The organism is Alkalicoccobacillus porphyridii, from assembly GCF_007293315.1.
Lineage (GTDB): Bacteria > Bacillota > Bacilli > Bacillales > Bacillaceae_D > Alkalicoccobacillus > Alkalicoccobacillus porphyridii.
Window position 1 is genome coordinate 232,220 of record NZ_VLXZ01000003.1, and the last position, 26,361, is coordinate 258,580.

Annotated in this window: 22 protein-coding genes; 5 read left to right on the plus strand and 17 right to left on the minus strand. The window is 39.7% G+C overall.

What is annotated here, in order from left to right; all coding sequences use genetic code 11:
* Positions 1-64: 64 nt before the first annotated feature.
* The 9 genes from FN960_RS06470 to FN960_RS06510 all read right to left on the minus strand — a co-directional run bounded on the left by FN960_RS06470 (position 65) and on the right by FN960_RS06510 (position 10,759).
* Positions 65-682 (minus strand): hypothetical protein, encoded by a 618-nt coding sequence (locus FN960_RS06470; RefSeq protein ID WP_143847877.1) that lies wholly within the window; start codon positions 680-682, stop codon positions 65-67.
* The gene (locus FN960_RS06475) at positions 679-1,137 is read right to left on the minus strand and encodes a hypothetical protein (protein ID WP_143847878.1); all 459 of its coding nucleotides are present in this window, start codon (positions 1,135-1,137) and stop codon (positions 679-681) included. Before FN960_RS06475 ends, FN960_RS06470 begins: the two co-directional genes overlap by 4 nt.
* On the minus strand, positions 1,134-4,649 hold the full coding sequence (locus FN960_RS06480; RefSeq protein ID WP_260681946.1) for an AAA family ATPase: 3,516 nt from the start codon (positions 4,647-4,649) through the stop codon (positions 1,134-1,136). The genes FN960_RS06475 and FN960_RS06480 overlap by 4 nt, the downstream gene beginning before the upstream one ends.
* Before the next feature lie 374 nt (positions 4,650-5,023).
* Entirely contained in the window at positions 5,024-5,953 is a 930-nt protein-coding gene (locus FN960_RS06485; RefSeq protein ID WP_185970946.1) for a LysR family transcriptional regulator, read from the minus strand.
* A gap of 81 nt (positions 5,954-6,034) precedes the next feature.
* Positions 6,035-7,228 carry an MFS transporter gene (locus tag FN960_RS06490; protein ID WP_143847880.1) on the minus strand — a complete coding sequence of 398 codons (1,194 nt, stop codon included), beginning with the start codon at positions 7,226-7,228 and terminating at the stop codon, positions 6,035-6,037.
* 70 nt (positions 7,229-7,298) lie between these two features.
* Positions 7,299-8,057 (minus strand): isochorismatase family protein, encoded by a 759-nt coding sequence (locus tag FN960_RS06495; protein WP_143847881.1) that lies wholly within the window; start codon positions 8,055-8,057, stop codon positions 7,299-7,301.
* A gap of 12 nt (positions 8,058-8,069) precedes the next feature.
* Positions 8,070-9,071, minus strand: a complete 1,002-nt coding sequence (locus tag FN960_RS06500) for an ABC transporter substrate-binding protein (RefSeq protein WP_143847882.1) — start codon at positions 9,069-9,071, stop codon at positions 8,070-8,072.
* A gap of 13 nt (positions 9,072-9,084) precedes the next feature.
* On the minus strand, positions 9,085-9,951 hold the full coding sequence (locus FN960_RS06505) for an ABC transporter permease (protein WP_143847883.1): 867 nt from the start codon (positions 9,949-9,951) through the stop codon (positions 9,085-9,087).
* A gap of 13 nt (positions 9,952-9,964) precedes the next feature.
* Positions 9,965-10,759 (minus strand): ABC transporter ATP-binding protein, encoded by a 795-nt coding sequence (locus FN960_RS06510; RefSeq protein ID WP_143847884.1) that lies wholly within the window; start codon positions 10,757-10,759, stop codon positions 9,965-9,967.
* A 187-nt stretch (positions 10,760-10,946) separates the two neighbouring features.
* On the opposite strand from FN960_RS06510, the gene FN960_RS06515 reads away from it, so the two are divergent.
* A complete protein-coding gene (locus FN960_RS06515) occupies positions 10,947-11,411 on the plus strand; it encodes a RidA family protein (protein WP_260681947.1) in 465 nt (154 codons plus the stop codon).
* A gap of 88 nt (positions 11,412-11,499) precedes the next feature.
* Entirely contained in the window at positions 11,500-12,168 is a 669-nt protein-coding gene (locus tag FN960_RS06520) for a GDSL-type esterase/lipase family protein (protein WP_143847886.1), read from the plus strand.
* A gap of 35 nt (positions 12,169-12,203) precedes the next feature.
* On the opposite strand, the gene FN960_RS06525 is transcribed toward FN960_RS06520, so the two are convergent.
* The 5 genes from FN960_RS06525 to FN960_RS06545 all read right to left on the minus strand — a co-directional run bounded on the left by FN960_RS06525 (position 12,204) and on the right by FN960_RS06545 (position 17,261).
* On the minus strand, positions 12,204-13,112 hold the full coding sequence (locus tag FN960_RS06525) for a phosphotransferase enzyme family protein (protein ID WP_143847887.1): 909 nt from the start codon (positions 13,110-13,112) through the stop codon (positions 12,204-12,206).
* A gap of 78 nt (positions 13,113-13,190) precedes the next feature.
* The gene (locus FN960_RS06530) at positions 13,191-13,541 is read right to left on the minus strand and encodes a YkgJ family cysteine cluster protein (protein WP_143848065.1); all 351 of its coding nucleotides are present in this window, start codon (positions 13,539-13,541) and stop codon (positions 13,191-13,193) included.
* Positions 13,542-13,669: 128 nt separating this feature from the next.
* A complete protein-coding gene (locus tag FN960_RS06535) occupies positions 13,670-14,995 on the minus strand; it encodes an NAD(P)/FAD-dependent oxidoreductase (RefSeq protein WP_143847888.1) in 1,326 nt (441 codons plus the stop codon).
* Between the two features lie 35 nt (positions 14,996-15,030).
* Positions 15,031-16,617, minus strand: coding sequence for a histidine kinase N-terminal 7TM domain-containing diguanylate cyclase (locus tag FN960_RS06540; RefSeq protein WP_143847889.1), 1,587 nt, complete (start codon positions 16,615-16,617; stop codon positions 15,031-15,033).
* A gap of 74 nt (positions 16,618-16,691) precedes the next feature.
* Positions 16,692-17,261 (minus strand): TetR/AcrR family transcriptional regulator, encoded by a 570-nt coding sequence (locus tag FN960_RS06545; protein WP_143847890.1) that lies wholly within the window; start codon positions 17,259-17,261, stop codon positions 16,692-16,694.
* A gap of 263 nt (positions 17,262-17,524) precedes the next feature.
* Here FN960_RS06545 and FN960_RS06550 point away from each other — a divergent pair, with 263 nt between their 5' ends.
* Positions 17,525-19,471 (plus strand): efflux RND transporter permease subunit, encoded by a 1,947-nt coding sequence (locus FN960_RS06550; RefSeq protein WP_438799854.1) that lies wholly within the window; start codon positions 17,525-17,527, stop codon positions 19,469-19,471.
* A complete protein-coding gene (locus FN960_RS06555) occupies positions 19,472-21,283 on the plus strand; it encodes a YhgE/Pip domain-containing protein (RefSeq protein ID WP_143847892.1) in 1,812 nt (603 codons plus the stop codon).
* Between the two features lie 315 nt (positions 21,284-21,598).
* Here FN960_RS06555 and FN960_RS06560 read toward each other — a convergent pair whose 3' ends face one another.
* Complete coding sequence (locus FN960_RS06560; RefSeq protein ID WP_143847893.1) at positions 21,599-22,060, minus strand: hypothetical protein; 462 nt, start codon at positions 22,058-22,060, stop codon at positions 21,599-21,601.
* Between the two features lie 137 nt (positions 22,061-22,197).
* Here FN960_RS06560 and FN960_RS06565 point away from each other — a divergent pair, with 137 nt between their 5' ends.
* Positions 22,198-23,511 carry an outer membrane protein assembly factor BamB family protein gene (locus FN960_RS06565; protein ID WP_143847894.1) on the plus strand — a complete coding sequence of 438 codons (1,314 nt, stop codon included), beginning with the start codon at positions 22,198-22,200 and terminating at the stop codon, positions 23,509-23,511.
* A 54-nt stretch (positions 23,512-23,565) separates the two neighbouring features.
* Here FN960_RS06565 and FN960_RS06570 read toward each other — a convergent pair whose 3' ends face one another.
* A complete protein-coding gene (locus FN960_RS06570) occupies positions 23,566-25,464 on the minus strand; it encodes a PTS fructose transporter subunit IIABC (RefSeq protein WP_143847895.1) in 1,899 nt (632 codons plus the stop codon).
* Positions 25,465-25,490: 26 nt separating this feature from the next.
* The gene (locus FN960_RS06575) at positions 25,491-26,360 is read right to left on the minus strand and encodes a ketose-bisphosphate aldolase (RefSeq protein WP_143847896.1); all 870 of its coding nucleotides are present in this window, start codon (positions 26,358-26,360) and stop codon (positions 25,491-25,493) included.
* Position 26,361 lies beyond the last annotated feature (1 nt).

Consider the following 26,361-nt stretch of genomic DNA (forward strand, 5'->3'; position numbering starts at 1 on the left):
CATAACATTTATAAAGTTATGTGCAATTATATAGGGATTTATGATATTTCTAAAGTCTATACAATTATAATCCTGGCGTTAGTGTATACGAATTACCTGTTCCCGAAGTCACTACATTAAAAATGGTATAACGACGTTCCGGAAATTTTACTGCATATGTTGCATTACTATCAAGACCTTGAATAGTCACAACACTTGGTACAGGAACCGAATAAGCAGCCACCGAAGAGGTTAAGGTATGACTTTCCCGTAGTACCTGACCATCAACGATAATTTGTACCTTATCCTCTGAATCACCAGTGAAATCCCATATTAACATACGTGCTGTACCACCATCAAAATCACCAACTTCAAAATCTCTCGCATCAAGCTCAACTTCACTCATATCAGTTATGGTGAACCCAGATTCAATTGAGGAAGATGTACGATTTGCTATTTCCTCTAACCCTTGTTCTTCACTTAAGTTAGAGGAAATACTAAAAGCTATAATAAGAGTTACTAGTGATGTAATTCCAAATATGAACCGCATCTTTTTGGCTGGTTCTTGTATGTGTGAAGTAATTCTTGTTTGCTTTTTTCTTTTATGACTTTGTTTTTGTTCTTGATCTGGATTCATAGAAGGGTTTGGTGTCCATTCCTGTTTCTGAACATTCTCTTTTTGCTTTTTTTCTTGTTGATTCATTCAAACCCCTCCCCGGATTGATGGATTGGAGCAAGTGGATTTTTATAAAACCACCATGACATAAATACACGTACACATAAAACACTCAAAATTCCTAGAGAGATGGCAAAACCACGAGAAGGTATATTATATTCCGCCCAATAGTTAATAATAGTTGCCGCTATTCCAATTCCAATAAACATAAATAATGCAAGTTGTAAGATTGGCCATAGGATTGGTATCATTCGATAGTACACTTGGAAAGCTGGAACTCTAACAGACAAATAAAGAATAAAACAACACATACTTACCATAAATAAATACAAACCACCGTTTGGAGTACCATACTGTAACATAGTTCTAATATCTGAAAATGCCATTAGAGGTCCAATGACTGTTGTTATTGCGACAAAAATAAAAACAGGTGCAAATCCAACACCAAGAGTGGTGTTCATCATTTTTTTTAGGATATTCATGATAGTTCCTCTCTTTGCGCAACGTCTTCTTCCAAAATCGTTGTTAAAATCTCCATAGAAGCTTCACTTTGATCAACTAACCGGACGGCATGCTTTCTAATAGATGCTTCTACTACATTACGAACAAAACGTCCATTTCCACTAGATGCACTGTTTTCTTCTTTTACACATTGGGTTTCGAGTGTAATCTCAGCTTGTTTCGAGATGCTGTAACCTTTTTTCTGAAGCATGCCTCGGGCAATTTGTAACATTTCATGGGCTGTGTAGTCTGGAAATGGCATATGTTGAGGAAAACGTGAACGAAGTCCTGAATTTGAACTCCAAAAACCTTCCATCTCTTTTTCATATCCAGCTACGATAACAACTAGCTCCCCTTTTAAATCTTCCATCGCCTTCACAATCGCATCAATGGCTTCTTGACCAAATGAGTCTCCCGCTAAACTATACGCTTCATCAATAAAGAGTACACCTCCACGAGCACTTTCAATAACCTCTTTGGTTTTTAATGCTGTTTGCCCTGAATACCCGGCAACAAGCCCACTACGATCCGTTTCCACTAAATTATAAGAAGGAATAACCCCTAATTCGTTTAACCTTTTTGCAACAATCCTTGCTATAGTTGTTTTTCCTGTACCAGGATTTCCTGTAAAGGACATATGAAGACTTTGACCACTAATTTCAGGTAATCCCAATTCTTTACGTCGCTCATTCATAGCGACTTGTGCGAATAGATTTTCCATTAGCGTCTTTACAGACTGTAATCCTATGATATTAGTAAGTTCTTCCTTGGCGGTCGCTTCGTCTTCAGCTTTGGATTGAACCTCAAAATCCTCCAATCGAAGTTCTATAAGCGCATTTCCTATGATAGCTTCTGAGTCCGCTACACGTACCGACTGACGTCTAATCGCAGACTCTAACACATTCCGAACCATACGACCATTCCCGCTTGCTTCCCGCTTTTCTTTTTGCTTTTGATCAAATAAACGCTCCAACGTAAGGTCATGTTCATTAGAAAGTAAGAATCCACGCTGTTCAGTAAACATATGTAAAATCCTTACCAATTCACTCGGCTCATAATCTGGAAAGTGTACATGGAGCGGAAACCTAGATTCCAGACCAGGGTTTTTACTAAGTAAGGTTTTCATTTCGTCATTATAACCAGCCATGATAACAATCACTTCGTTTTTGTGAAGCTCTATTAATCTAACTAATTCATGGATAGCTTCATCCCCAAAACCTGACCCTTCCTCAGCCAGAGCATAAGCTTCGTCAATGAATAACACACCACCTAGAGCGGATTCAACAACTTCCTTTGTTTTTTCAGCCGTCTGACCAACATACCCAGAAACAAGTTCACTCCGACCTACTTCAACAAGATGGCCCCTTTTTAAAATGCCTAATTCTTTTAACATAAGCGCAATGGTTTGTGCAATCGTTGTTTTCCCTGTACCTGGATTTCCTGTAAAGACCATATTAAGTACTTGCTCTGTTCTTACTTCAAGTCCGGCTTCTTTACGACGTTTATTAGCAAAAAGTTGTTTTTCAAGCGTGCGCACAAATTCTTTTACAGAAGATAATCCAATGAATTTAGATAACGCTTCTTCCAACTGAAAGCTTTCCTCTTCCTCTGCACCAAAATCAAACGTGTGTAAAACATGAAAGTCGCCACCCTCTTCTGAAATTCGAGCAGCTTGCTTTCGAATAGCTTCTTCTAATATGTTTCTTACAAGACGACCATTTCCACTGTCATTCCTACCAGGGATTTGCTTTCGTTCAAACAAATTTAAAAGAGCAGGTGCAGCTTCGGGGGCTACTTGATAATCTCTTCCAACAGCCATAAGTTGAAGCATGGTAAGTAATTCTTCTGGTTGATAATCGCTAAATTCCACTTGTAAAGGAAATCTGGAAGGTAGACCCGGATTGGTTTTTAGGAACCCTTCCATCTCTTTCGTGTATCCCGCTAATATGACTACAAGATCCTCGCGATAATCCTCCATTCCTTTGACAAGCGTATCAATTGCTTCAGTCCCAAACGTGTCCTGCTTATTTCTTGATAACGCATAGGCTTCATCAATAAATAATACCCCGCCTAAGGCTTCTTGAACTTTGGCCATCGTTTTAGGACCGGTATGGCCTACATATTCGCCCACTAAATCTTGTCTAGCGACTTCAACAAGCTGACCTCTAGAAAGCACACCAAGTCCCTGCAAAATACCAGCAACTAACCTAGCAACTGTCGTTTTCCCTGTACCAGGGTTCCCGGCAAAAATCATATGTAAAGTTAATGCGGTATTTTGCATGCCCGCTTCTTTCCGTTTTGCCTGAAGCTCAATTGTGCTTGCTAATTCATGAACAAACGTCTTAACTTCTTGAAGTCCAATAAGTTGTTCTAATTTGGCAAAGGATTGTTCTACTGATGTTCTTTCCATTTGCTCTGGTTTAAATAGTAACGTATCATTTATTCTTAAATAAATTGCCCCATCTTTCCAGATTAGAGATTCTGATTCACGAAGCTGAGCCTTAGCTCTTTCACTGATGAGCCTCTCCACCACCTGCCCCATCGTCCACCGATGAATCAAACTACCGAACCCTTTATGTTCAATGGATAGCTTCGCTAAGTGCATTGGCATGTCTGATGTATACGTAACCTGTAATCCTGTTCGTTCTTTTACATGGGTTAATGCTCTTTCAATCATTTCAGTAGTGATTTGATACATTACATCTTGTGTTAGAGGAATGGTTTTAAGCTTTTCAACTAATTGGTCGCTGATAATCTTAGGTAAGTCTCTTTCCTTTTCTGCAACAAATACAAGTAAGTGATCTGCAGCATCAATAACAATTCCTGATTCCGTTCGAAACCAACCTTGCTTCACTAATAAAGTAACGTAATCAAGCACTGCCTGAGTAGCGCCATCTAGACCCTTCAACACAACAGTTGCTTTACCTAATGCAAAAGCGCTTGAACAATCACGAATAAAGTTAGAGTGTACATCCTTATCACTATAGATAGACATATCAAGTGTCATAACTTGAGGAGTAGGAAGCACCTTGTAATGATGAAGAGCTTGAACAGTTTGTTCAACCCCTTTCTTTTTCCCAGTACCATGTGGACCAAATACAGCAATTGCATTGGCTTTTCCATCAAAGCTTCCACCAAGAAGCTGTTGCTTCTTAAACCACAATAGGAGACCGTCAACATATTCTGATTGGCCATACACTTGAGATTTAACCATTTGTTCAGCTAATACAAAGGTTTGATCGAGTTGATCTGGTATCACCGCTGACTTCTTACGCTCTTTTGATGTCTGCTGAACACTTATTTCTTTAGGTAATGCTGCCCCTCCAGATGTAGAAAGACCAGGTGCAACTTGTTGATTCCCCAATTGAATAGCTTGGGGAGTCTGTTGTATCATTTGCTGATTTGGTTGTTTTTGTACTCTTTCTCTTTTCTTAAAATCTAATAGTTGCAGCTCGGGAAGCAAAATTCTAGACCATTTTTTAATTATCAACAATGTATTCCCCCACTTTAAAATGTTTAGTAGAATTTAATTTCTATTCATTAACATAATATATAGATACAGTATAAAATTATTTCTTCTGCATATCTAAAGAACTATATTTAATTCATCATAAACTAATAGAATTACTTTTATATTTCCTTATTATACTAGTAATATAGGTATACCGAAACACTAGAAGTTAAAATCAATAAAAGTGAACTAAAGTGGCTTGGCTTATAACAAATAATACAATGTTACGCAAAGGGAGCAGAGGGCTGATATTCATAAAATGTAAGAAACAACGTGATGGGCGAATGACGCTATTCAAACATGGCTTTACCAATTATAAAAACCAGCTGAGATGACCTCAAGCTGGCTATCACACATTATGACATTTTTAACTTTTGCCCTTCATTGTCTCGGTAAAAGTCCACCTGCTCCCGTACACTTTTTACGACGAAGGCAATCATTTCTTTATGCTGCTCTTCTAACCTTTTTGGATAAATTAAATAGAAACGCTGACAGAGATTCTCTTCATGTGGATCATAAATGGATAATCCTTCTGAATCTAACCATAGACTTGAGCGTGGTAATAATGTATATCCTACCCCTTCTCTCACAAGAGTCTTAGTATCACAAGAGTTTTCTAGTTCTATAATCTGTTTAGGGCGTATATTAAATGCGCGAAAGAACCTCTCTTCTATTAGCTCTCTTAATGGATAGCCTCGCTTTGGAATGATAAAGCGTGCATCTCTTAATAAAAAACTAGTGTGTCTGATATCTTGATATTTCTTATGTTTCTTTGAACCAACGAGAAGAATCGGCTCTTTAAACAATTCAATGCTTGCCACGTTATCTGGAATATAATCATTTTGATTTACTATAGCCATTTGCACGACTTCACAGCTTGTTAGCATAGGAAGTTCTATTGACGTACTTAGTTGAATTTTCCACTTTTTATAAAGATTCTGCTTTTCCATCATAGGCAAAAGTATCGGTGATATAACCCTAATCACTGGATTATTCACACCAAATTGAAATACTTCATTATCTTCCTCATCAGAGTATTGAGTAATTCGAATTCCTTCGTTTAGAGTAAGTAATGTTTTGTAAGCAAAATAATAAAATTTGCGTCCCTCTAATGTAAATTCAGCTCCAGCCTTGGTTCGAATAAATAATTTTTTTCCTACCTCATCCTCTAGTAGCTGCAGGCGTTTAGCGATGGTAGAATACGAAAGTGGATACGTTAAAGCTAGCTTATTCATACTTCTGTCATGGGCTAACGATGTAAATAACTCTAAATCTAACTTGTCCATGTTTCGCCTCCACTTTCTACTAATCATAATTCAAATCCTGTTAAACCTAGCATAAATGTGAGATTATATATCAGAAATAATTTACACATCTACCTGTACAACGTTATCATCTTGTTTGCCTACCCTTTTAAGCAAGTTCACAGTGAATAAAGCAAAAACCGATAAAATAAGCCCTAACAGTAAAAATGATAATGTATAACTCAAAAAAGGAAGAACTAAAGAAAAGTACATCGGATTTAATAGCTGGGCTGCACGGTTCATTAATAATCGTAAGCCAAAGGCAGTTCCCCTTTCCTGACTCGTGGTATGTTCTGAGATTAGAGACATGGAAACCGATTGATTAATGGCTAATGAAAACCCAGAGACAGCGAGCACGGCTGATATCAAGATGATGTTCTGGGTGATAGGTACAACCATCAGAAGCAGCATTGAGAAAAAGAAACTCCACATTAAAATGGTAGACATTGACCATACTTTTGTTAGTCGTTCATACACCGCTTTAACCAATAATCCTGCTGCAGATGCTATAGTTAAAAGAATACCAATTTGTAGATAATTAAAATCATTTACTTCTAAATAAAGAGGGACATAAGACATACGCGTGTCCACTATAAACAGCATCACAAACGAAGCGACTAAACCAGCAGCTACACCTTTATTTCTTACCAGGGCAAACGCTGGTGTCCTTCTTTCAGGTTGAACGGCTGATTCTTTATCTACATGTATTTTTTGTATGCGGTAGCCTGCAAACATAATGACCACGCAAATAACTCCATATAAAAGAAATACACTGAAATAACCAGCCCATTCCAAACTAAAACCTGCTGTAACGGGTCCTAGTAATTGACCAAGCGCCATATAAAAAGAAAATGTGGCGATTCTTTTGGCTTTACTAGGCTTAGCGGCCTCCCCTGTGATCATCACTTGAACGGTAAGCCAGACAAATAATTGCCCAATACCAGCAACGATTTGAGCAACAATTAATATAGAAACCTCCATAGATAGGAGATAGAGAATTGCACTAATACACATAAGCCAGGCTCCCCAACGAAACAAAACCTCTGCCCCGACCTTCTTGATATAACCTCCGATCGGAATGGCTAAAAGTAGGGGAACAACTGCATATATAGCGAGAATTAAACCAATTTGCAGCTCAGATGCTCCAAAAGAAAGTCCATACAATGCAATGACCGGTCTAGTTAACGAATGGGCAAACCAGTACAGTCCACAGCATATAGAAATAAATAGCCATTCTTCTTTTTTTCTTTCACCCATAGGATATCTCCGCTTTCAATCTAGAAAATAAGGTCTGGAAGAAATTCCAGACCCCAAAACACATAGATAACTATTCCACTGTCACCTTATTCTTATATTCACCAAAATCCATTAAATGATCGTAGAGGCCTGTTTCAAGTGTAGTCATATAGCTAAGTGTGTCGTCCAACGCCATGCAGTCTGCATATTTCGCATTCATATCATACAGGGCCATAGCATGAGAGGCCTGTCCTCGGTCAAACGTGCATTCTTCCACCACACCAATTCTATAGTTATAGGAGAAAGCATCTACAACGGAGGCTCTTACACATCCGCTTGTTGTGGTCCCCGTCACTATTAATGAATCCACCCCTAAATGTATGAGATGAGTTAATAGATTCGTACCATGAAATGCACTCGGCTTAAGCTTTTCAATATATATATCCGTTTCTAGAGGAGCAATTTCGCTTACAATATCGTTGCCTCTATACCCTGGGACCCCTTGCTGTTTTTCCACTTTTGAGTTTTTCCAAGCCCAACCTCCCCTATCAAATTTATCTGGCCTTGGGTCAATGCCTGTTGTATAAATAATTGGGATTCTTTTTTCCCTTGCTTTTGCAATTAACGTTTCAGTGTGGTGAATCGCATCCCACGCTTCTTCTCCACAGCTTAGCTTCCACGTTTTCACTGAGTCCTGTACTGGTTCACGCTTATGTCCGCTAAAATCATAGCTTACATCAATGATTAATAGCGCCGGTTTTGACCCAAGTCCCGCTCCTTGTCCGAATCCCGCTTCACCAAAGACTTCTCTATCTCGGTCCGTTAGAAACTCATCCCATACTTTCTTCATAGAATCTCCTCCTTATTTTTGAAAAAATGATGATTCAACTATATCTTCATAGGAAATAACATTGGGCTCTAGCATTTCTGCATTTACCACAACTTCTAAGTTTGTCTGAATCGATTGTTCTGTGATTTCTCCTGAAAACTCCCAATGCTGATCCTGAATTGCTCGGTCCATCATGCTTTTTAACATATCATCTTCAAAGGTAGGAAACTCCTTTTTGGCGATGGCTAATGCTGCTTCTGGGTCCTCTTCTATATATGCTAATCCTTTTTTCATTCCTTCAACAAAGGCTTCCACTTGCTCGGGATGCTCTTCTATCGTGTCTAATTGCACATTTATAGTAGAATATGCGTAATCTCCCATTTCCTCTGGAATATTATAAAACGGGGCTGTCCAAATACCCTCATTCATACCTTGCTGCAAGATTGGATCTGCTACTACTGCAATTTCCGCTTGACCCTCACTTACTACGCTTGGGATAGAGGATTGATCTACCTCCAATAACGTTACATCCTGATCAACGTCAAGACCCCATTCATTGAGCAAATAACGTGTAATTGAATTTGGCGTCCCGCCATAAGCAGTGGTTACTATTGATTTACCTTTTAGAAAGGTTGCCATATCCTCTTCAACACCTAAACCTTCTTTCGCAACCATATAGACATTTCCACGATTTACAACATTAATGATTGCCTTAAGGTCAGCATTTTTAGCCTTTGCAAATGCATTATGCTCAGGACCTCCAATAAATGCCCAGGCTTCATTCGTTAATACAGCATTTGTATGGGCGCTCCCTCCGGCAAGCGTGGTAATTTCGATATCGACCCCTTCAAAGTAATCCTCTTGTACGGCTACATAAAGAGGAAGATAACCAAAACCTCTCAGTGGCTCAGCAATAACTAGCGTCGGCACATCTCCATCCGCACCTGTTGAAGCACCTTGGCTACTTGAGCCGCCGCATGCACTTAAAACTATCAACATTAAGCTAGCAAATGTATAAAGTGTAAACTGCCTCATCTATATTCTCCTCCTATCCTTTGTGAAGGACACCTTGTAGTAGTCTTTTTTCTAGCCAAGAAATGATGAGATACAGGAACATTGAAAGTAATGATAAATTAAAGATACCTGCCCAAATCAACGAAATTTCGTAAGTCTGACCTGCGTAGAATATCATCCTACCTAACCCACTACTTGAACCGATGTATTCCCCAACAATGGCTCCCGTTAAGGCTAGGCCAATGTTAATTCTTAGAGCAGAGATGATAGCTGGCATCGTCCAAGGAACAACCACCTTCAGAAATACCTGCCACTTTGATGCACCTAGCGCAAATATCATTCGAATAAGATCTCGGTCCACTTGTTTCATGCCATTATAGGTCGTTAATGTAGTAATAATAATGGTAATCGCAATAGCCATAGCAACCTTTGAAGAAAGACCTATTCCAAAGATAAGAACAACAATTGGGGCTAGGGCTAGCTTAGGCATCGCTTCAAAAATAATTAGAAAAGGCTCGGCCACCTTTGCATAATACTTTGACCACCAGAACGATAACCCGATAGCTGCTCCACCCAATGTACCGATGAGAAATCCATAAATCGTTGATTGAAACGTATAAAACGTGTCATACCAGATAGAACCATTTGCTGCAATCACTAGCCAGGTCTCAAGAATTTCGGACGGCATACTCCAAAAAAATGAATTGATGATCTCTAATCGTGCAAGTAACTCCCATACGAGAATACCAAGGATAAAGACCCCCGCCCTACCAACATGTAAAGCCCATTCTTGAGGTTCCTTTTCCACTGATGACCATGTCTTCCGTTTAGCCGATTTTCTTATTTTTTCGAGATTAGAAGGTAGTGAGACGTTCTCTGCTGATTTAACATTACTTGTCAACTTACACTCCTCCTTATGCGCCTTCTTTTTGGCTCTTTCTCACTTCCTGTGAGAGGAGCTGAAGGGCTTCTTCTTTTAACTGAGTAAATTCGGGTGATGTTGTAATCGTTGGCTTCCTAGGTCTATCTAAATGAACAGGTAAACGAGACTTCACGGTTCCTGGTCTCGCCGTCATAATATAAATTTCATCTGAAAGATAGATTGCCTCATCAATATCGTGCGTTACAAATAAAATCGTCTTCTGAAAATCATCCCAGAGGTCAAGTAACCACTCCTGCATGTTCGCCCTGGTCTGAGCATCCAATGCCCCAAAGGGCTCGTCCAACAAAATAATATCCTTGTTATATAAAACGGTTCTCAGCAAAGCTGCTCGCTGTCTCATTCCACCTGATAATTGTGAAGGATAGCTATGTTCAAAGCCTTTTAATCCATACTTTTCTAAAAGGGGCATGGCAATTTCCTTTGCCTCTTTTTTAGGGGTTTTTAAAATCTCCATCCCGAGAATGACATTATCTAAAATAGAGCGCCATGGAAGCAGCAAATCTTTTTGCAGCATGTACCCAACAAGACCAGTCGCACCATTTACATTCATTCCATCAACAATTAACTCTCCATGACTAGGCTCATCAAGACCTGAGATAATGTTAAACAATGTGGACTTCCCGCAGCCACTTGGGCCGATGATACTGATAAATTTATGAGGGGGGACTTGCATTTCCACCTTATCAATCGCTGTCACCATCCCCTTCTTAGATTCGAAGGTTTTGGTTACATTTCTCAGTTCTACTTTAAAAGGTTGGTCCTCCATCTTGTTACCTCCTTTGTGTGTGTAAAAGAATTCTAGCACCTAAGAAAGTTCTTTCGTTCACGGTAGAATAATGAACCGAACGAGAGATTTATTGACAAAGTATTTTAATTATTCTGATATTATCATTGACAATGCTATGAGTTGGTCCATAAACTTAACTATTATTTTGACTTAAGGAGTGATGTTATTGTTAGATTCTACAGAGCAACAGATGCAAAGCAAGGGGATCTATTTACCAAGTCCAAATTTGCCTCTCAACGGTTACGTTTCCGTGAAGCAAGTGGGAAATTTATTGTATACAGCTGGACAGGACTGCCGTGTGAATGGAGAACTTCAATACAAGGGGAAGTTAGGGAAAGACTTAACAATAGAGGAAGGAAAACACGCTGCAGAAATCGTGATGTTGAACCTTTTAGCAGCAATCAAATTACATACGGGAAATCTTGACGAAATAAAACAAGTCGTAAAGCTACTAGCCTTTGTCAATTCCACAGCTACATTTGCGGACCAGCCCCTTGTCATAGATGGTGCCTCAGCACTGCTTATCAAATCATTAGGTGAAAGAGGGGAGCATGCACGCTCAGCTGTTTCAGCCAATTCTCTGCCGTACCATACACCTATCGAGATTGAAATGATTGTCGAACTAAAATAAAGGAGTAGGAACAATGCCGTTCCCTGCCTTACATGCAGTTAATAAACTGTTTAGCAAAGGGAGGAGGGGCTGATAAGATAACGCTCATTTGGATAATAAACAGGAGCGTATATTATTTACAGTCTATTGTGCTATGTATACCTATCTAGCAATTGGTGACTCTTTAACAACAGGCAGAGGATCTAACCGAGGTGGATTTGTACCTATATACAGACAGATGATTGCCCAGCAACTGCACCAACCCGTTCATTTAAGATATCTAGCCAAAAGCGGGCTTACATGTAAGCAAATTGTTCGCCTTACAGCTCGTCATACTAGCAAAAAGAAAATTTTCCATGCGAATATCATTACCGTGACAGCTGGGGGAAATGATTTGCTTGCGGCTTTATGGCAGCTACAGAGAGACCAATCCGCTGAAATGCTGATTAATACAAGTAAACAAATTAATCATTGCCTACACGAGCTTGTGCACCATATTTGTGAAATAAAGAAATCCTGTGAAAGTCCTTATATGATCAGGGTGTTTAACATCTATAATCCCATCCCGGGCATCCCTCTTTTAGATCGGCAGTTATCCCAGTTTAATCGAAGCTTGTATTCACTCGAACGAAATCGTCATGTGGAAATCGTTAATATTGGGAGCTTATTCTATGGAAAGCACGAGGAGTATCTTTCAAGTGACCGAATTCATCCAAATCAATCAGGGTACAATATGATGGCAGAAGCCGCTATTCAGACAGGGCTTTATCCACTATAAAAAGAGTGGAGATTCATCCACTCTTAACTTGCTCTTTATAGCTTCATTGATCCAATCTCTTCTCTTTTTGAATAGATCCAAAGGAACATGTCTTGATTACTGGCAACCAGTTCTTTATCCCCTTTAAAATAGGCCATAAAAATCATTTGAATGCAGAGCATCATGGTCCAAATAGAGTCTTGTTCTTCTTTTGTTAACGGACATTGACTATGATAACCTGCTACAAGATGATTGACAAAGTCTATCCACACTTCTCTTAAGGATTCATCCTGATACACTTCACTCAAGACACCTGTGGCACAATAACAAAGGTCAAACAGCTTTAGATTGACCTCTGCTAATTCAAAATCAATCACCCAGGATAATTGATAATCCTGAAAGATCATATTATGGATATGTGCATCGCGGTGGATTAGCTGCTTTGGTAACGATACGTTCATAAAGCGTATACTTGGTTCTAATTCATCCATCTGTTGTACAAATGTTGCAGGTAGATTCATGCTTACAATTTGCTCGCGGGCAAAGCCAAAAACTAATTGGTAGAAGTCTTTATTTTCATACCTCGTAAGATCATGTTTTTTCGCTAATTGCTGATGCATGTTGGCGATCGTCTCACCTAATAAATTTGGCACCTCTTTGTCACGTAGGCTTTCACTAGCGCTAAAGGGACGTCCTTCTAAATAAAAATAGACACAGTAAATAGCTTCCTCATCCTGTAACAGAAATTCTCCATCGGCATGTAAAAGTGGCGTCTGAACTGGAAATTTACGCAGTTCAAGAAACTCTATGATCTCTAGCTCCCGCTCAAGAGAGTCTTCATCCACTTTTCCCTTTAAAACTAGCTTATTTTCCTCATCTTTTATAAGTAGGACAGCCCTCTCTGAAAGCTCCTTATAATCATCTAATTCTATACCATAATTTCGACTAACCCATTCTATTATCATCTTACCACCTCTACTTTGCGTATTTATTTGGTAAGCCCTTCAAATATCATCTAAGATAATTTTATCATCTTTCATACGTTATTTTCTAAAATGATCCCAAGTAAAATCAATACTTAATATACCAATGGGTTTCTCCTTTGCGATATACGTTTCGCTACTGGCACTGGCAGGCACCCTAAAACAAACAAGATTTTTATAGTAGCCGAATGCTCTGCATATGGACGGGCGTTCGGAATGAATGCCACACTGATCTCGTGATTCATCAAAAAAGATACATGTCCCCAAAAGCCGTGGTTGGTTTTTTAGTTCCAAAAGTTTCTTATTTGGCATTTTACGTATTGCTTTTTTTATGTTGATTTTTTCTTGTTGAGTAATCGGAACCGGTCCACAGCATAAACCTTTACAGCCCTTACAAGGCAAATCTTTCATCATATACCCTCCTCTAAAGCAACACGACAAAAAAGCCTTTAGACGCAGAAAGAGTCGCTCTTTCAGTGCTGTCCAAAGACTTCGTTCGTATTTGTATTTATGTACATTATAACACTATATACTTTTTTCTAGAAGCGTTTCATGAGGTGTTTCCCTAAATACAAGCCACTCGCAGCAGCTTGAGAAAGTGAACTTGTTACGCCCGAACAATCCCCGATGACATAAAGTCCTTTAATGTTTGTCTGGAACTGTTCATCTGTTTCAATGATTGGGGAATAGAACTTACCATCAATCCCGTATAAAAGCGTGTCCCCATCAATTTCTTGACCAAGAAAACTTTGTAATCTAACAAAAAACTCCTCTACAATGTCTGAGTAGAGCGCTGGAACTTCTTCGTAAAGGTTCCCACAATCAGCTTCTAGACTCGGTCGTATTTGATTTTTTGCTAGTTGGGTGTTCTCGGTAGATTTCTTATTCAAAAAATCCTCTAGTCGCTGTACTACAATCCGGTCACCACCATCATTAATTTGCCCAATCACCTGCTTTGCATAGTCATTCGCTTCTTGCAAACTAACAAAGTAAACTGGTGTAAATAATGTAAAATTCAAATTCGAGGTGTCCGCTTCTTTCTCACGAAAATTTTGCCCATCCGGCATGACGAGCCCCTCTTGATATTTGCGGATAATCTCCCCTTTTGGATTCATACAATAGGTGGTGGATGTTGTATGTTTATATGTAAGAGCCAGCTTGGTTTCGAAAGTATCCTGCAAGACTTGCCGCCATTGTTGCTCGTGCATCTCAATTCTAATTCCTAAGTCTAGTCTTGTTTTCCCTCGTTTTACTCCTAAAACAGCGCATTGTTCTTCTAACCACTCTGTACCAGACCGTCCAGTGGCTACTACCAGTTTCCGAGAGGCAAAGCCTCCTTTATTGGTTGATAAAAAGAACCCATTCTGATCTTTTTCTATAGCTTCTATATCCACTTCAAAGACCATATCTATCTTAGAGCTTACACTTAGCACTTGATAAAATCGTTGAAAAACCTCGGTAGACAGCTTACTTCCTAAATGCCTCACTTCAGTTGATAACATCTGCAAACCAGCTTTTTTAGCTTTCTCGTTTAATGTTTCATTTGAAGTTGAATATTTAGCCACCCTATCTCCACCAAATTGGCAAAGAATCTCATCAACCTCGTTTAATAATTCGTCAAGTGTCTCGTCACCAAGTTTCCGTGACAGCTCGCCCCCAAAGCCACTTGCATAATTAAACTTTCCCTCAGACTTACCTAATCCAGCAAATCCGACATAGTTGTCTTGGTTGATGGAACTGTTTCTATCTGCCAACGGTTTACCCTTTTCAAGGATGAGAATCTTCTGGTTGTCATCAGATTCAGATAATGTTAATGCTAAAAATAAACTACTAACACCTGAACCTACAATGATGATGTCATACATTCTCTCATTCCTTTCCATTGCAAAGGTGAAATGTATTATCCATTCGTTTGATAGATGGTATCAAACGAGTCATATACCTTTACTTGATTACGTCCATTTCTTTTTGCTTCATATAGTGCCTGGTCGGCTTTTTTTATGAGTTGATCCAGTGATTCTTCAGAGTGAACTGAAGTCTCTGCTACTCCACTGCTAATGGTAACAGAGATGGCAATTTCTTGAGTTAAAAGGGGCTCAGACTCAAGTGATACTCGCAGTTGATTAGCCAACATTTCTCCTTCTACCGCTGTATAGTTACGTAAGCCTAGCACAAATTCTTCTCCCCCGTAACGGGCAAACAGTATGTCTTCACCTAGCTGAGTTTGACAAATGTACACTACATGCGCGAGTAATTGGTCTCCAACATCATGACCATATGTATCATTAACCTTTTTAAAATAGTCGATGTCAAAGATGATGAGTGTATAGGGCAACTCTTTCTGCTTAGCTAATAGTAACTCTTGCTCACAATTCTCGAAGAAAGCTCTCCTATTATAAATTTGCGTAAGTTCATCATGATACGCGCGATGCTCTAAAGTCATCTGTAGTCGCTTAAGCTCTGTCATTTCAGTGAAAATAAAGAGCAGTCCCTTTTGATTACCCAATTGCTTTAATGGGGTAATACGAACCTGATAGATGGATCCATGATGCGTGATCTCCAACTGAGCTTGCGCTTCTTTGGACCAATCTATTGAACTGAGCTCTAAAGGGAAGTCCGCTCCGGAAAGGCTATTCCAAACCTCTTGAAAGTCCAATCCATACCTTGATTTAGTCACCATATCAAACATGCCTTTAAACGCCTGGTTGTATTCAATCAGTCGGAGCTGAGCATCCAGGACTAATACACCATCATTAATGCTGTTAAAAATAGCTGCTTTTGCTACTGGCATCACTGAAAACATTCTTGAGGATTGAATCGCATACAAATATAAAATTGAGGTCAGCCAAAGGACCATTGGAACAGGATCTACACCAGGAGGAGTCCAGCCCTGAAGATAAATAAACGCAGTGACCATTGGAATTAATTGCCCAAACATCAGGCTAATCATTTGTGGCCAGTATACTGGTGCTGTCTCTTTCCAACGAAAAAGTAGTAAAAGAAAAGCAACAAACATACACGCAAATGTAAATGTTCCATAGATCCCATACCATATGCCGATTTCTAAATAAAGAAAAGGAGGTCCAAGGACAGGATCAATTTCAAACACCTTGTAGTGAAGATGGTGAAAATCATTGGTTGCCACCATAAAAAAACTAATTACTGGAATAGCAAACAGAGCAACCAATGACTTCTTAGAGGTATTAATTCCAAGATACTTCATGATAAATAATAAGCCAAGCGGAGAAGCAAACGGCAGTCCTATGTAAATCATAACCGTCAAGAATTTCATTTCTTCTAAGCTTGATCCCATTAACCCAAACGCTGATGCAAAACAATACACACTGATGGTGAATGTATATACGATAAAATATAGAGCGATATTCGTATAGTGATGCCTTCTTAAAAACACATAGATACATAGAAAAAGGTTAAACACACCCGAAGTACAGATCAATGCGATATACGCGGTTAAATTGGAAGTCAACTGGTTCTCTCCGCCTTTAGTCTGAATTTATAGTATAAATGTAGCATAAAAAAAGGTGTAGAGTTACGTTCATTTTACGAACGAAATCCAGTTAGACCATAATTTGTGAAGTGATGAATGAGAGACGCCATTTCTGCCGTTGATTCCTGTCTTCCATTGCCTAACCAGTTCTTAATCACTTCAATACTGCCACTTAGAATCAACAGTGGAATATAATCAGAAAGCTTTCCTCGCAGGTGATAATCATCTAACCATTTTTCCATGATAATTTGTTGCGTTAACTTCATGACTCTTCTCTTAAATGCTGTCTCGCCATGCTCACTTAAAAGCACCTGACAGATCTCACTCTTTGTAGCCACATATTCAAGAATTTTCTCAGTCATCTGCAGCACTTCTTCTTCTTTTTTAAAATTATAGCTGTTTAAGGTAGCGGTCATATCCACTACAATTTCTTCACCCATTTTATCTAACAAATCATAGGGATCCTTATAATGACTATAAAAGGTAGAGCGGTTCACATCGGCCAGCTCGCAAAGCTCTTTCACCGTTACAGATGAAATAGGCTTCTCCTTTAACAATTGAATTAACCCATCCTTGAGGACCATTTTTGTATATTGTTTTCGTCTATCTATTTTATTTGACATGATATGTCACAACCTTTTATCCATTTTATCCAACATATTCACAATAATTGTTGGTTAGCTAACACTTTTTAATCAACTGTTTGTTGTTTATCCAACACTGTGTCTTTATACTATTATGGGAAATCAACGAAAAGTCAATATAGGTGGGGAACATATTGCTCATTCAAAAAATCATTCAATATAAACGGTCTGTCGTTTGGTCTTTTGCTGCGCTGACCATTATTGCAGTTATCGCTCAATTTTTTGTATCCGTGAATTACAACATGGTGGATTATTTGCCGGACGAGGCACCTTCAGTTATTGGTCTAGAAGAGATGGAATCTGAGTTTACCGCTTCCATTCCGAATACAAACGTTTTGATAAAAGACGTATCAGTTCAAGAAGCCTTGAATTATAAAGAAAGGCTCGCCAATATCGAGGGAGTAACAGATGTCACCTGGTTAGATGACGTCATGGACGTGCGAATTCCATTAGAGATGGCCGATGTCAGTATGATCGAATCATATTATAAGGACGGCCATGCATTATTGTCGTTAACCATTGAATCGGAGGCTGAAGTAGCAGCGACAGACTCCATTTACCAACTTATAGGTGAAGAAAATGCCGTGTCAGGAGAGGCTGTAAACACAGCAACTTCTCAAAATATGACCAGTTCAGAGACGATATACGCTGCTGCACTTTTGGTCCCGATTATTATTATTATTCTGGTTGTCTCAACTAAATCATGGGTAGAGCCTATCTTCTTCTTAACAGCAATCGGCGTTTCCATACTCATTAATTTAGGAACAAACATTTTTCTAGGAGAAGTCTCCTATGTTACACAATCCGTTGCACCGATCTTGCAGCTAGCCGTCTCCTTGGATTATGCCGTCTTCCTGCTTCACAAATTCTCCGACGAGCTAAAGCTCGGGAAGAAGCCAGAGGATGCGATGGCTGTTGCTATGAAAGCCTCATTTCCGGTCATCTTTGTTAGTGCCCTTACAACCTTCTTTGGTTTTATGTCGTTAATGCTGATGGACTTTGGTGTAGGTGCAGATCTTGGGTTAAATCTGGTAAAAGGGATTGTCTTCAGCTTTATTTCAGTTGTGGTTTTCCTTCCTGCACTCACGCTTTACGGGTATAAATGGATCGAAAAAACAGAGCACCGAAACCTTATTCCAAGTTTTGAAGGAGTAGGAGCCAAGATTCTGAAATGGCGTATCCCTGCTCTTGTTATTGTATTTCTACTACTTGTTCCTAGCTTCCTTGCTCAAAGTAGTACCTCGTTCACATATGGACTCGGCGAGCTTCCTGAGGATACACGATCTGGTCAAGATATCAGAGAGATAGAAGAGACATTTGGACAGTCAACACCGATTGTATTGCTCGTACCAAATGATGATATTGCTAAGGAAGAACAGCTTGCGGTAGAGATTGAACAGTTGCCACATGTGGACTCAGTCATGTCCTATGCCACTGCTGTTGATCCTGCTATTCCGATTGATTATCTTGATGAGTCGATTGTCAGTGAATTTCAATCTGAGAACTATAGCCGCATGATTGTCATTACAAACGCTGGTGTAGAAGGCGATATCCCCTTCCAGCTCGTTGAGCAGACAAGGGAGCTAGCCTCCTCTTATTATGGGGATCAAGCACATAGCTTAGGAGAGAGTGTCACTCTGTATGACATGAAGGACATTGTAAGCAAGGATAATCAATTTGTTAATATTATGACGGTCATTACCATAGCGACCGTATTATTAATTACATTCCGCTCTGTGTCTATACCGATCATTCTACTCCTAACCATACAGGCGGCAGTTTGGATTAACTTATCCATCCCTTATTATACGAATGATTCGCTTGTTTTTGTTGGGTATTTAATTGTCAGTACCGTTCAATTAGCTGCCACCATTGATTACGGCATCCTATTAATGGAAACGTATAAGCATCATCGGGAGAACATGCCCGCTTTTGAAGCAATGAAAAAAGCCTTAGACGAAAAACTATTTTCAATTATTATATCTGCGGCCATTTTATCAAGTGTTGGCTTTATACTCTGGTTTACCTCATCAAATCCAACGGTATCCTCGATTGGACTACTACTTGGAAGAGGGGCAGCGCTCGCGTTTATTCTTGTTACCTTTTTCTTACCAGCATTATTACTTATTGGTGACAAACTGGTCAAAAAGACAACACTTAAATCAAATTTTTATGAGGAGGAAAAGTAATTGAAACGGACTACAACCATTACACTCGCGACAGCTCTTGTTGCTCAGCCCTTTATATTTACTTCCACTGCCTTTGCCGAAGAACCAGCGGAGGGCACAGTCTCATCAAAGGATGAAGTGGTTTATGCAAACCTTCTTGCAAATGGATCTGTCGAGGAACTGTATATAGTTAACGCCTTAAGTATTACTGAAGAGGGTATCATTCGAGACTACGGAGCCTATAACCAAGTAAAGAACTTAACCTCTCTATTTGACATTCAGCAACCGTCTGAAGACGAGGTTGAGCTCGAAGCTACAGAAGGCATGTTCTACTACCAAGGGAATCTACCTGGTGACACGCCTCTTCCATGGGATTTTGAGATTAGCTACTCAATAGATGGACAAAAGATTCAGCCAGAGGAGCTCTTAGGACAGGACGGTTCTTTTCAATTAGATATTGATGTAACTCAAAATCCAGAGGTGGACCCAGCTTTTTTTGAAAACTATCTACTTCAAATCTCAATCCCTTTGGACGGGGAACAGTTTTCACAAATTGAAGCGCCAGGGGCAACAATTGCTAATGCGGGACAAGATAAACAGCTTGCATTTACAGTCATGCCTGAAGAAGGCGGTTCATTTGAAGTCAATGCAGAGGTCAAAAACTTTGAAATGGATGGGATTGAAATTTCCGCTCTCCCTTCATCCTTCGCCATTGAATCACCTGATACTGAAGAGCTTACTGGTGAGTTTGATACGTTAACCGGAGCGATTTCTGACTTAAATGACGGTCTGGGTGAAGTGAAAAGTGGACTAGATGAATTGTCTTCAGGCTTAAGCCAACTTGAGGACGGCTCAAGCCAATATAAAAGTGGACTAAGTGAAACAGCCAATGCTGGTTCAGAGTTAGTGGCTGCTTCAAGCAGTATCCAATCAGGGCTGCTAGAAATTAGTGAAGGTTTAAATGGAAGCGATATGGATATGGACATTGGGCTTGATGAAGGGTTATTTGATGCACTTAACCAATTTGCAGCTGGCATGTCAGAGCTCGCTGGTGGAGTAGATGAATTAAAGACAGGCTATGAGCAGGCCTATGGCGCACTCAAAGAATCGATTGATGACATTCCCTCACATGAAATTAGCGAGGATGACATCCAACAGCTTTACATGGACAATCCAGAATCAGAAACAGTCCAGCAGCTTGTTGACACCTATGTTGCAGCTCAAACAGCTAAAGGCACATTTAATGCGGTAAAAGAAGCCTTTGATGCAGTCGGGCCTGCATTAGAGGAAATTAGTTCTTCCGCCTCTCAATTAGAGGAAGGCATGAACACATTCACCGCATCTGTGCAAGAGGCCTTTCAAGATCTTAATCCTGGTGAAGGCTTAGAGGAATTGAGTAGCGGGATTGCAGAGCTCGCCAGCCAATATGGAAGCTTCCATATTGGATTAACTGAGTATACAAACGGTGTTAGCCAGCTTTCTACAAGTTACAGTGAGCTCCACTCCGGTATTAGTGAGTCTGCGAATGGTTCGTCGCAATTATCTGGAGGCTTATCTGAAATACGTGGCGGAATGACAGAGCTTGAAACAGCCACTGGTGAAATTCCTGAACAAATGCAAAAAGAAATTGATGAGATGATCTCCCAATATGATAAATCAGATTTTGAAGCCATCTCTTTTACGTCAGAAGAAAATAACGATGTCATAAATAATGTCCAATTTGTTATTCAAACCGCAAGCATAACCTCGCCAGATGACAGCGAGGACGAAGTAGAGCAAGAGGAAGAACCAGGTATCTGGCAACGCTTTTTGCAGCTGTTTGGATGGAATTGATACAATGAGACGAGCATACAAGTGCTCGTCTTTTTTGGGGGCTGTGAGTGTCGCACATGGCGCGGGCTGACGGTACAGGTTAGGTGGTCAGATCTTGGTAAATTGGTGTTCTTCTTGGTGAGCAGGGAGTCACTCTTGGTAACAGGCTTAGGAGCTTGGTAACGATGTTCTATCTCTTAATATGGACCTTGTTTTTCTTGATAAAGGCATCTTACCCTTGATAACCCCTGGATTCTTCGTGATAAAGAGTATGTTTTTCTTGGAGAACTTCAAATTCATCTTGGTCATGCTCACGCCACTAAGTCTCCGCCAAAATTATTCATACTCTTTCCACTCCAATGCCCCTTCCTCTTCCAACTCCTCTATTACTTCTAGGAGTCTATTGTGATTTTGAACACGATAAACTTCATGTCTAAATCCTATATATTCCTCGGCAACCTCCACATCTCCAGAATAATTTCCTCCTCTAATGTTTAAACGGTACAGCCAGTCCGCACCAACTCTCTCTCTCATTTTACGCAGCTCCATATCCGCTGGTTCATTCATCAAACGTTGCATGATATCCTCTTCCTCAATTTTCGCAATTGGATCGATTCCTAGGCCGTCGACGATGGTAACCTCCACCTCATTCACATCCCAGTCCTGATCCTCCACCACCTGCTCAAACATAACAATGCGCACATGGTCATAAACGTAGTATCCAATCCTTCCTATAATAATAAGAATCAACGTAATTAAAAGAACTAATACTATAATGGCTAGCTTATAATTCTTCATAAAAAACTCCTTCAAGGTGAATTCCTGGGTGCATTTAGTAATAAATACCCTTTGTTATAAACTGATACTCCTGTATATTGGATAAATTGAAACGATTTCCAAATGAGATCGGGAAGTTTATACAAAAGGGTGATTAAATGAGAACACAGAGAGTATACGCGATGCATGTTGTAAGTTTGATCATAATAACTATTGTACTTGTATCTTGCCAGCCTGAAGATAGCACAAGCCTAGAAGTCGAGGATGTACCCGAGAACACTCAGCCTCCAGAGGTGGATGAAGAAGAAGCTGTATCAGAAGAACCTTTTGAGGAGGAGGAGCCAGAAGAAAATTCCTCACAAAAAGCAGAAGTGACAGACACTGTCCTTGATCATGACATCAAAACATTGGATGACTATGATGAAGATACCTTCCGCACGTTAAAGCAAGATTCTATGCAGCCGAGATTATTTTTAGGTAACGAGGAAGTCATTGGCGTTCAGCAACACTTAGGACTTTTTAAATACAATTTAACAGCTGAAGAAGAAATATGGAGAAATGAAGGTTTTATAGACGGTGAGCATGCTCAAATTGTTGATGAACTGCTGTACATCTATAAATCGAGCCAGCTTGTATCTATAGATATTCATTCCGGAGAGGTTCATCAGACGTACCCTATTGAAAAACAATATGATACGAAACCCTATATTTTTGAAGATTACATTGTCTGGTTTGATCAAAATGTCATGGAGGCATATGACATAGAGAGTGCCGAGCTGATTTGGGAGCATCCCTTTGGTCGAATAAATTCAGGACTTGCTGAAAGTGATGATGCGTTTTTTTATGAATCGGATATGAGTCTATATGCAATTGAAAAGGATACAGGCGATGTCATTTGGGAGGTAGAACGTCCTAATACAGTGACGGAAAGCTCTTCAAAAACCAAGTACCCTTACGTTCATGAGGGCTCTGTTTTTGTACAGTCGTATAATCACCCTGACGATGAAGTTGTTCTTATAGAGGTTGATGCTTCAACAGGAGAAACATTAAATGAGGCTTCCTTTGAAAACTCATACATGTGGTATAGGCAGCCACTAATGACCGACGATGGACTTATGATTTCCACTGACGTTGAAGGAGATGGAGACATTGTGTATATTGATTTTTCCATGGAGGAGAAATGGCGTTTTGATCATGCAGGTTGGACTTTAGTTGATTACCTTTATGATGATGGGATGTTTTACATCATCGCTTCAAAAAGCGAACCTGGGGAAGTCACGATTGGTGATTATCACCTTATTGTATTAGACACGGAAACAGGTGAAGCAAAAGATGTCATCGAGATTGGAGACGGTCTTATGGATGATCAGCTATATACTCAAAATGGAAAAGTGTACATAATGATTCAACAAGGTGATATTCAAACGTTTATTTATGATTATCAAGGTGATACCAATCGCCCTTTTGAATAAACGTAATACTATTAAAAAACCGCCTCATCGTTCTCAAGGCGGTTTTTTAATACTTTAGATAATAGAATCCATTGCTTTTGCTTTTTTCCGAGCTTCCTCAGAAAGGGGTTTCTTCAAAAATCCAATCATTATGCATGTTACAACGGATCCAAGTAAGATACATCCGATGTATAAAAGTGGAGCACTACTTGCAATCGGGATAACAAAGATTCCACCATGTGGTGCTTTTAGTGAAATGTCTAAGGCCATACATGCAGCACCACCAATAGCAGCACCTACGATGTTCGCTGGGATAATCCGTAATGGATCGGCTGCCGCAAAAGGAATGGCACCTTCAGTGATAAAGCTAGCTCCGAGTACATAGCTTGCTTTTCCAGCTTCGGTCTCTTGAAGAGTAAAACGATTTTTGAAAATGGTTGTGGCAAGAGCAATCCCAAGTGGCGGGACCATTCCTCCAACCATTAAGGCTGCAGAGGGTTCAAAGATATTTGCAGCAAACATCGCTAGCCCGAATGCAGATGCGGTTTTATTAATAGGCCCTCCCATGTCAGAGGCCATCATGCCTGCTAATAATGCACCTAAGATGGCTGCATTCACACCTGTAAGTCCTGTTAACCAATTTTCTAAGAATACATTCAACAATGACATTGGGGTATTTAGGATAAAGAACATAAAGGCCCCAACAATGAATGTACTCAATAATGGAACTAATAAAACTGAAATTAAACCTTGAAAAGCCTTAGGTACACCTTTGAAAGCTCGTCCAATATATTTAGCAGAAAATCCACCAACAAAACCTGCAATCATCCCACCTAAAAATCCAGACCCTCCAATGGTTGCAATCATTCCACCGATCATGGCCGGAGCAAGTCCTTGTTTGCTAGCAATACTAAAACCAATAAATCCTGCTAGGATAGGAACCATTAAAGCAAAGGCCGCTTCTCCTCCGACTTGACTAAAGAATTCAGCAAAGACATTGTATTGGTCACTTTCTGGATTTGCCGCGTCGATTCCAAACATAAACGATAACGCGATAAAAATACCGCCGACCACTACAAATGGGATCATGTAAGAGACGCCACTCATAATATGTTTATAGAAATTAATACCTGATTTTTTCTCTGGCTCTTCTTCATCAGATATATCTATGTTAGCTGATGAGTCTCGAATATCATACGAAAGAGCTTTATCTATCAATTGGTCAGCTTGACTAATTGCTTTTTTGACTGGTACATCAACAAATCGTTTTCCTTGGAGACTTTCTGTATCTACAGCAACATCATGTGCAACAATGATCGCATCGGCATTGCGAACATCAGATGCTGTCAATTGATTCTCTGGTCCGTTAGCACCGTTTGTTTGAATCTTAACTTTCATGCCACGCTTAGCTGCTGCTTCCTTTAAGGATTCAGCGGCCATATACGTGTGAGCAATTCCAGTCATACACGCAGTGATTCCAATGATATATTTTCCAGAGTCGGGCTTATCAGCGCTCTCTGTATCCTCAGGAATATCATGATCTTCAATCGCGTTCACAACATCATCTACCGAGGTAGCGACGAGTAATTTTGCACGGAATGTTTCACTCATTAGAAAGGTTGAAAGCTTAGACAGAAGAGAAAGATGTTCATCCGATGCATTTTCAGGCGCAGCAATCATGAAGATTAAATTAGTGTGCTGACCACCATAGTCAACACCATGTAGAGTTCTGCCCATCAAGATGGTTGGCTTAGTCACTGACTTTGACTTTGCATGAGGTATCGCTACTCCATACCCCACCGCTGTAGATATCTCATTTTCTCTTTTATAAATAGCCTTTTTAAATGACACTGGATCACTCGTCAGGTTATTCTCTGCTAATTTATCAACTAATTCATTAATTACATCGTCTTGATTGGTCCCTTTCAGATTTAAAATAATCTGATCTTTTGTCAAAATATCTATTAATTCCACAAAAAATCCCCCCTCGTTCTGCCTACTTAACTAAAGTAGTGATGCGCTTGATTTGTTGAGTTAAACAAGTCCATCTTCTTCTTCACGACTTCTTTTGCTGCTTTTCGTGCGCTTGGCATAATGACATCTGGCTCATAAGCTGTATCGTTTTCAATAAGGAAGCGACGCATCTCTTTAAAGAAGGCATTTTTCATATCTGTAGATAGATTAATCTTGGCTACTCCATGAAGGTACGTTTGCGAAATCTCTTCATCCTTGTTGTCACTTCCTCCGTGAAGAACAAGAGGGATGTCTACTTTCTGGTTAATCTCTTCAAGTAGATCCAGTTTTAATTCAGGTTGTCTAGCGTGTTTATACTGCCCATGAGAGGTACCAATTGCTATAGCAAGCGTATCAATACCTGTCTGTTCAACAAATGTTTTGGCGTCATCTGCATCTGTGAAAAGAATTTCATCTGCTCCACCTTCTGAGCTTCCTTCATTTGAACCAATTGTTCCTAGCTCCGCCTCTACAGAAACATTTACGCTATGAGCTAGCTTCACGACCTCTTTAGAAATAGCGATATTATCTTCAAATGAAGCGTGTGAAGCATCAATCATTACAGAGGTAAAACCGTTTCGAATCGCTGTCATAACATCCTCAATGGAACCACCGTGGTCAAGATGAATGACCATAGGTACTTTTGCATTGCGGCAGGCTTCACGTACATACGTAATAAAATCATTGCCTAAAAGTGCCACTTCGTTCGGATGAATCTGAATAATTGCCGGGGCATTCTGTTCTTCTGCTGCTTCAATAATGACTCTTACAAATTCACTGTTTGCTACGTTGTAAGACCCCACGGCAAAGTTGTTTTTGTACGCTACTTCTAGTAAATCCTTCATATTCATTAACATA

Bases quoted from the DNA above. Each gene is read 5' to 3' on its own strand.
- FN960_RS06500 (WP_143847882.1), bottom strand. From the start codon at position 9,071: ATGAGGCAGTTTACACTTTATACATTTGCTAGCTTAATGTTGATAGTT.
- FN960_RS06560 (WP_143847893.1), bottom strand. From the start codon at position 22,060: ATGAAGAATTATAAGCTAGCCATTATAGTATTAGTTCTTTTAATTACG.
- FN960_RS06510 (WP_143847884.1), bottom strand. From the start codon at position 10,759: ATGGAGGACCAACCTTTTAAAGTAGAACTGAGAAATGTAACCAAAACC.
- FN960_RS06535 (WP_143847888.1), bottom strand. From the start codon at position 14,995: ATGTATGACATCATCATTGTAGGTTCAGGTGTTAGTAGTTTATTTTTA.
- FN960_RS06490 (WP_143847880.1), bottom strand. From the start codon at position 7,228: ATGGGTGAAAGAAAAAAAGAAGAATGGCTATTTATTTCTATATGCTGT.
- FN960_RS06485 (WP_185970946.1), bottom strand. From the start codon at position 5,953: ATGGACAAGTTAGATTTAGAGTTATTTACATCGTTAGCCCATGACAGA.
- FN960_RS06575 (WP_143847896.1), bottom strand. From the start codon at position 26,360: ATGTTAATGAATATGAAGGATTTACTAGAAGTAGCGTACAAAAACAAC.
- FN960_RS06495 (WP_143847881.1), bottom strand. From the start codon at position 8,057: ATGAAGAAAGTATGGGATGAGTTTCTAACGGACCGAGATAGAGAAGTC.
- FN960_RS06565 (WP_143847894.1), top strand. From the start codon at position 22,198: ATGAGAACACAGAGAGTATACGCGATGCATGTTGTAAGTTTGATCATA.
- FN960_RS06530 (WP_143848065.1), bottom strand. From the start codon at position 13,541: ATGAAAGATTTGCCTTGTAAGGGCTGTAAAGGTTTATGCTGTGGACCG.
- FN960_RS06550 (WP_438799854.1), top strand. From the start codon at position 17,525: ATGGTGGATTATTTGCCGGACGAGGCACCTTCAGTTATTGGTCTAGAA.
- FN960_RS06545 (WP_143847890.1), bottom strand. From the start codon at position 17,261: ATGTCAAATAAAATAGATAGACGAAAACAATATACAAAAATGGTCCTC.
- FN960_RS06525 (WP_143847887.1), bottom strand. From the start codon at position 13,112: ATGATAATAGAATGGGTTAGTCGAAATTATGGTATAGAATTAGATGAT.
- FN960_RS06470 (WP_143847877.1), bottom strand. From the start codon at position 682: ATGAATCAACAAGAAAAAAAGCAAAAAGAGAATGTTCAGAAACAGGAA.
- FN960_RS06475 (WP_143847878.1), bottom strand. From the start codon at position 1,137: ATGAATATCCTAAAAAAAATGATGAACACCACTCTTGGTGTTGGATTT.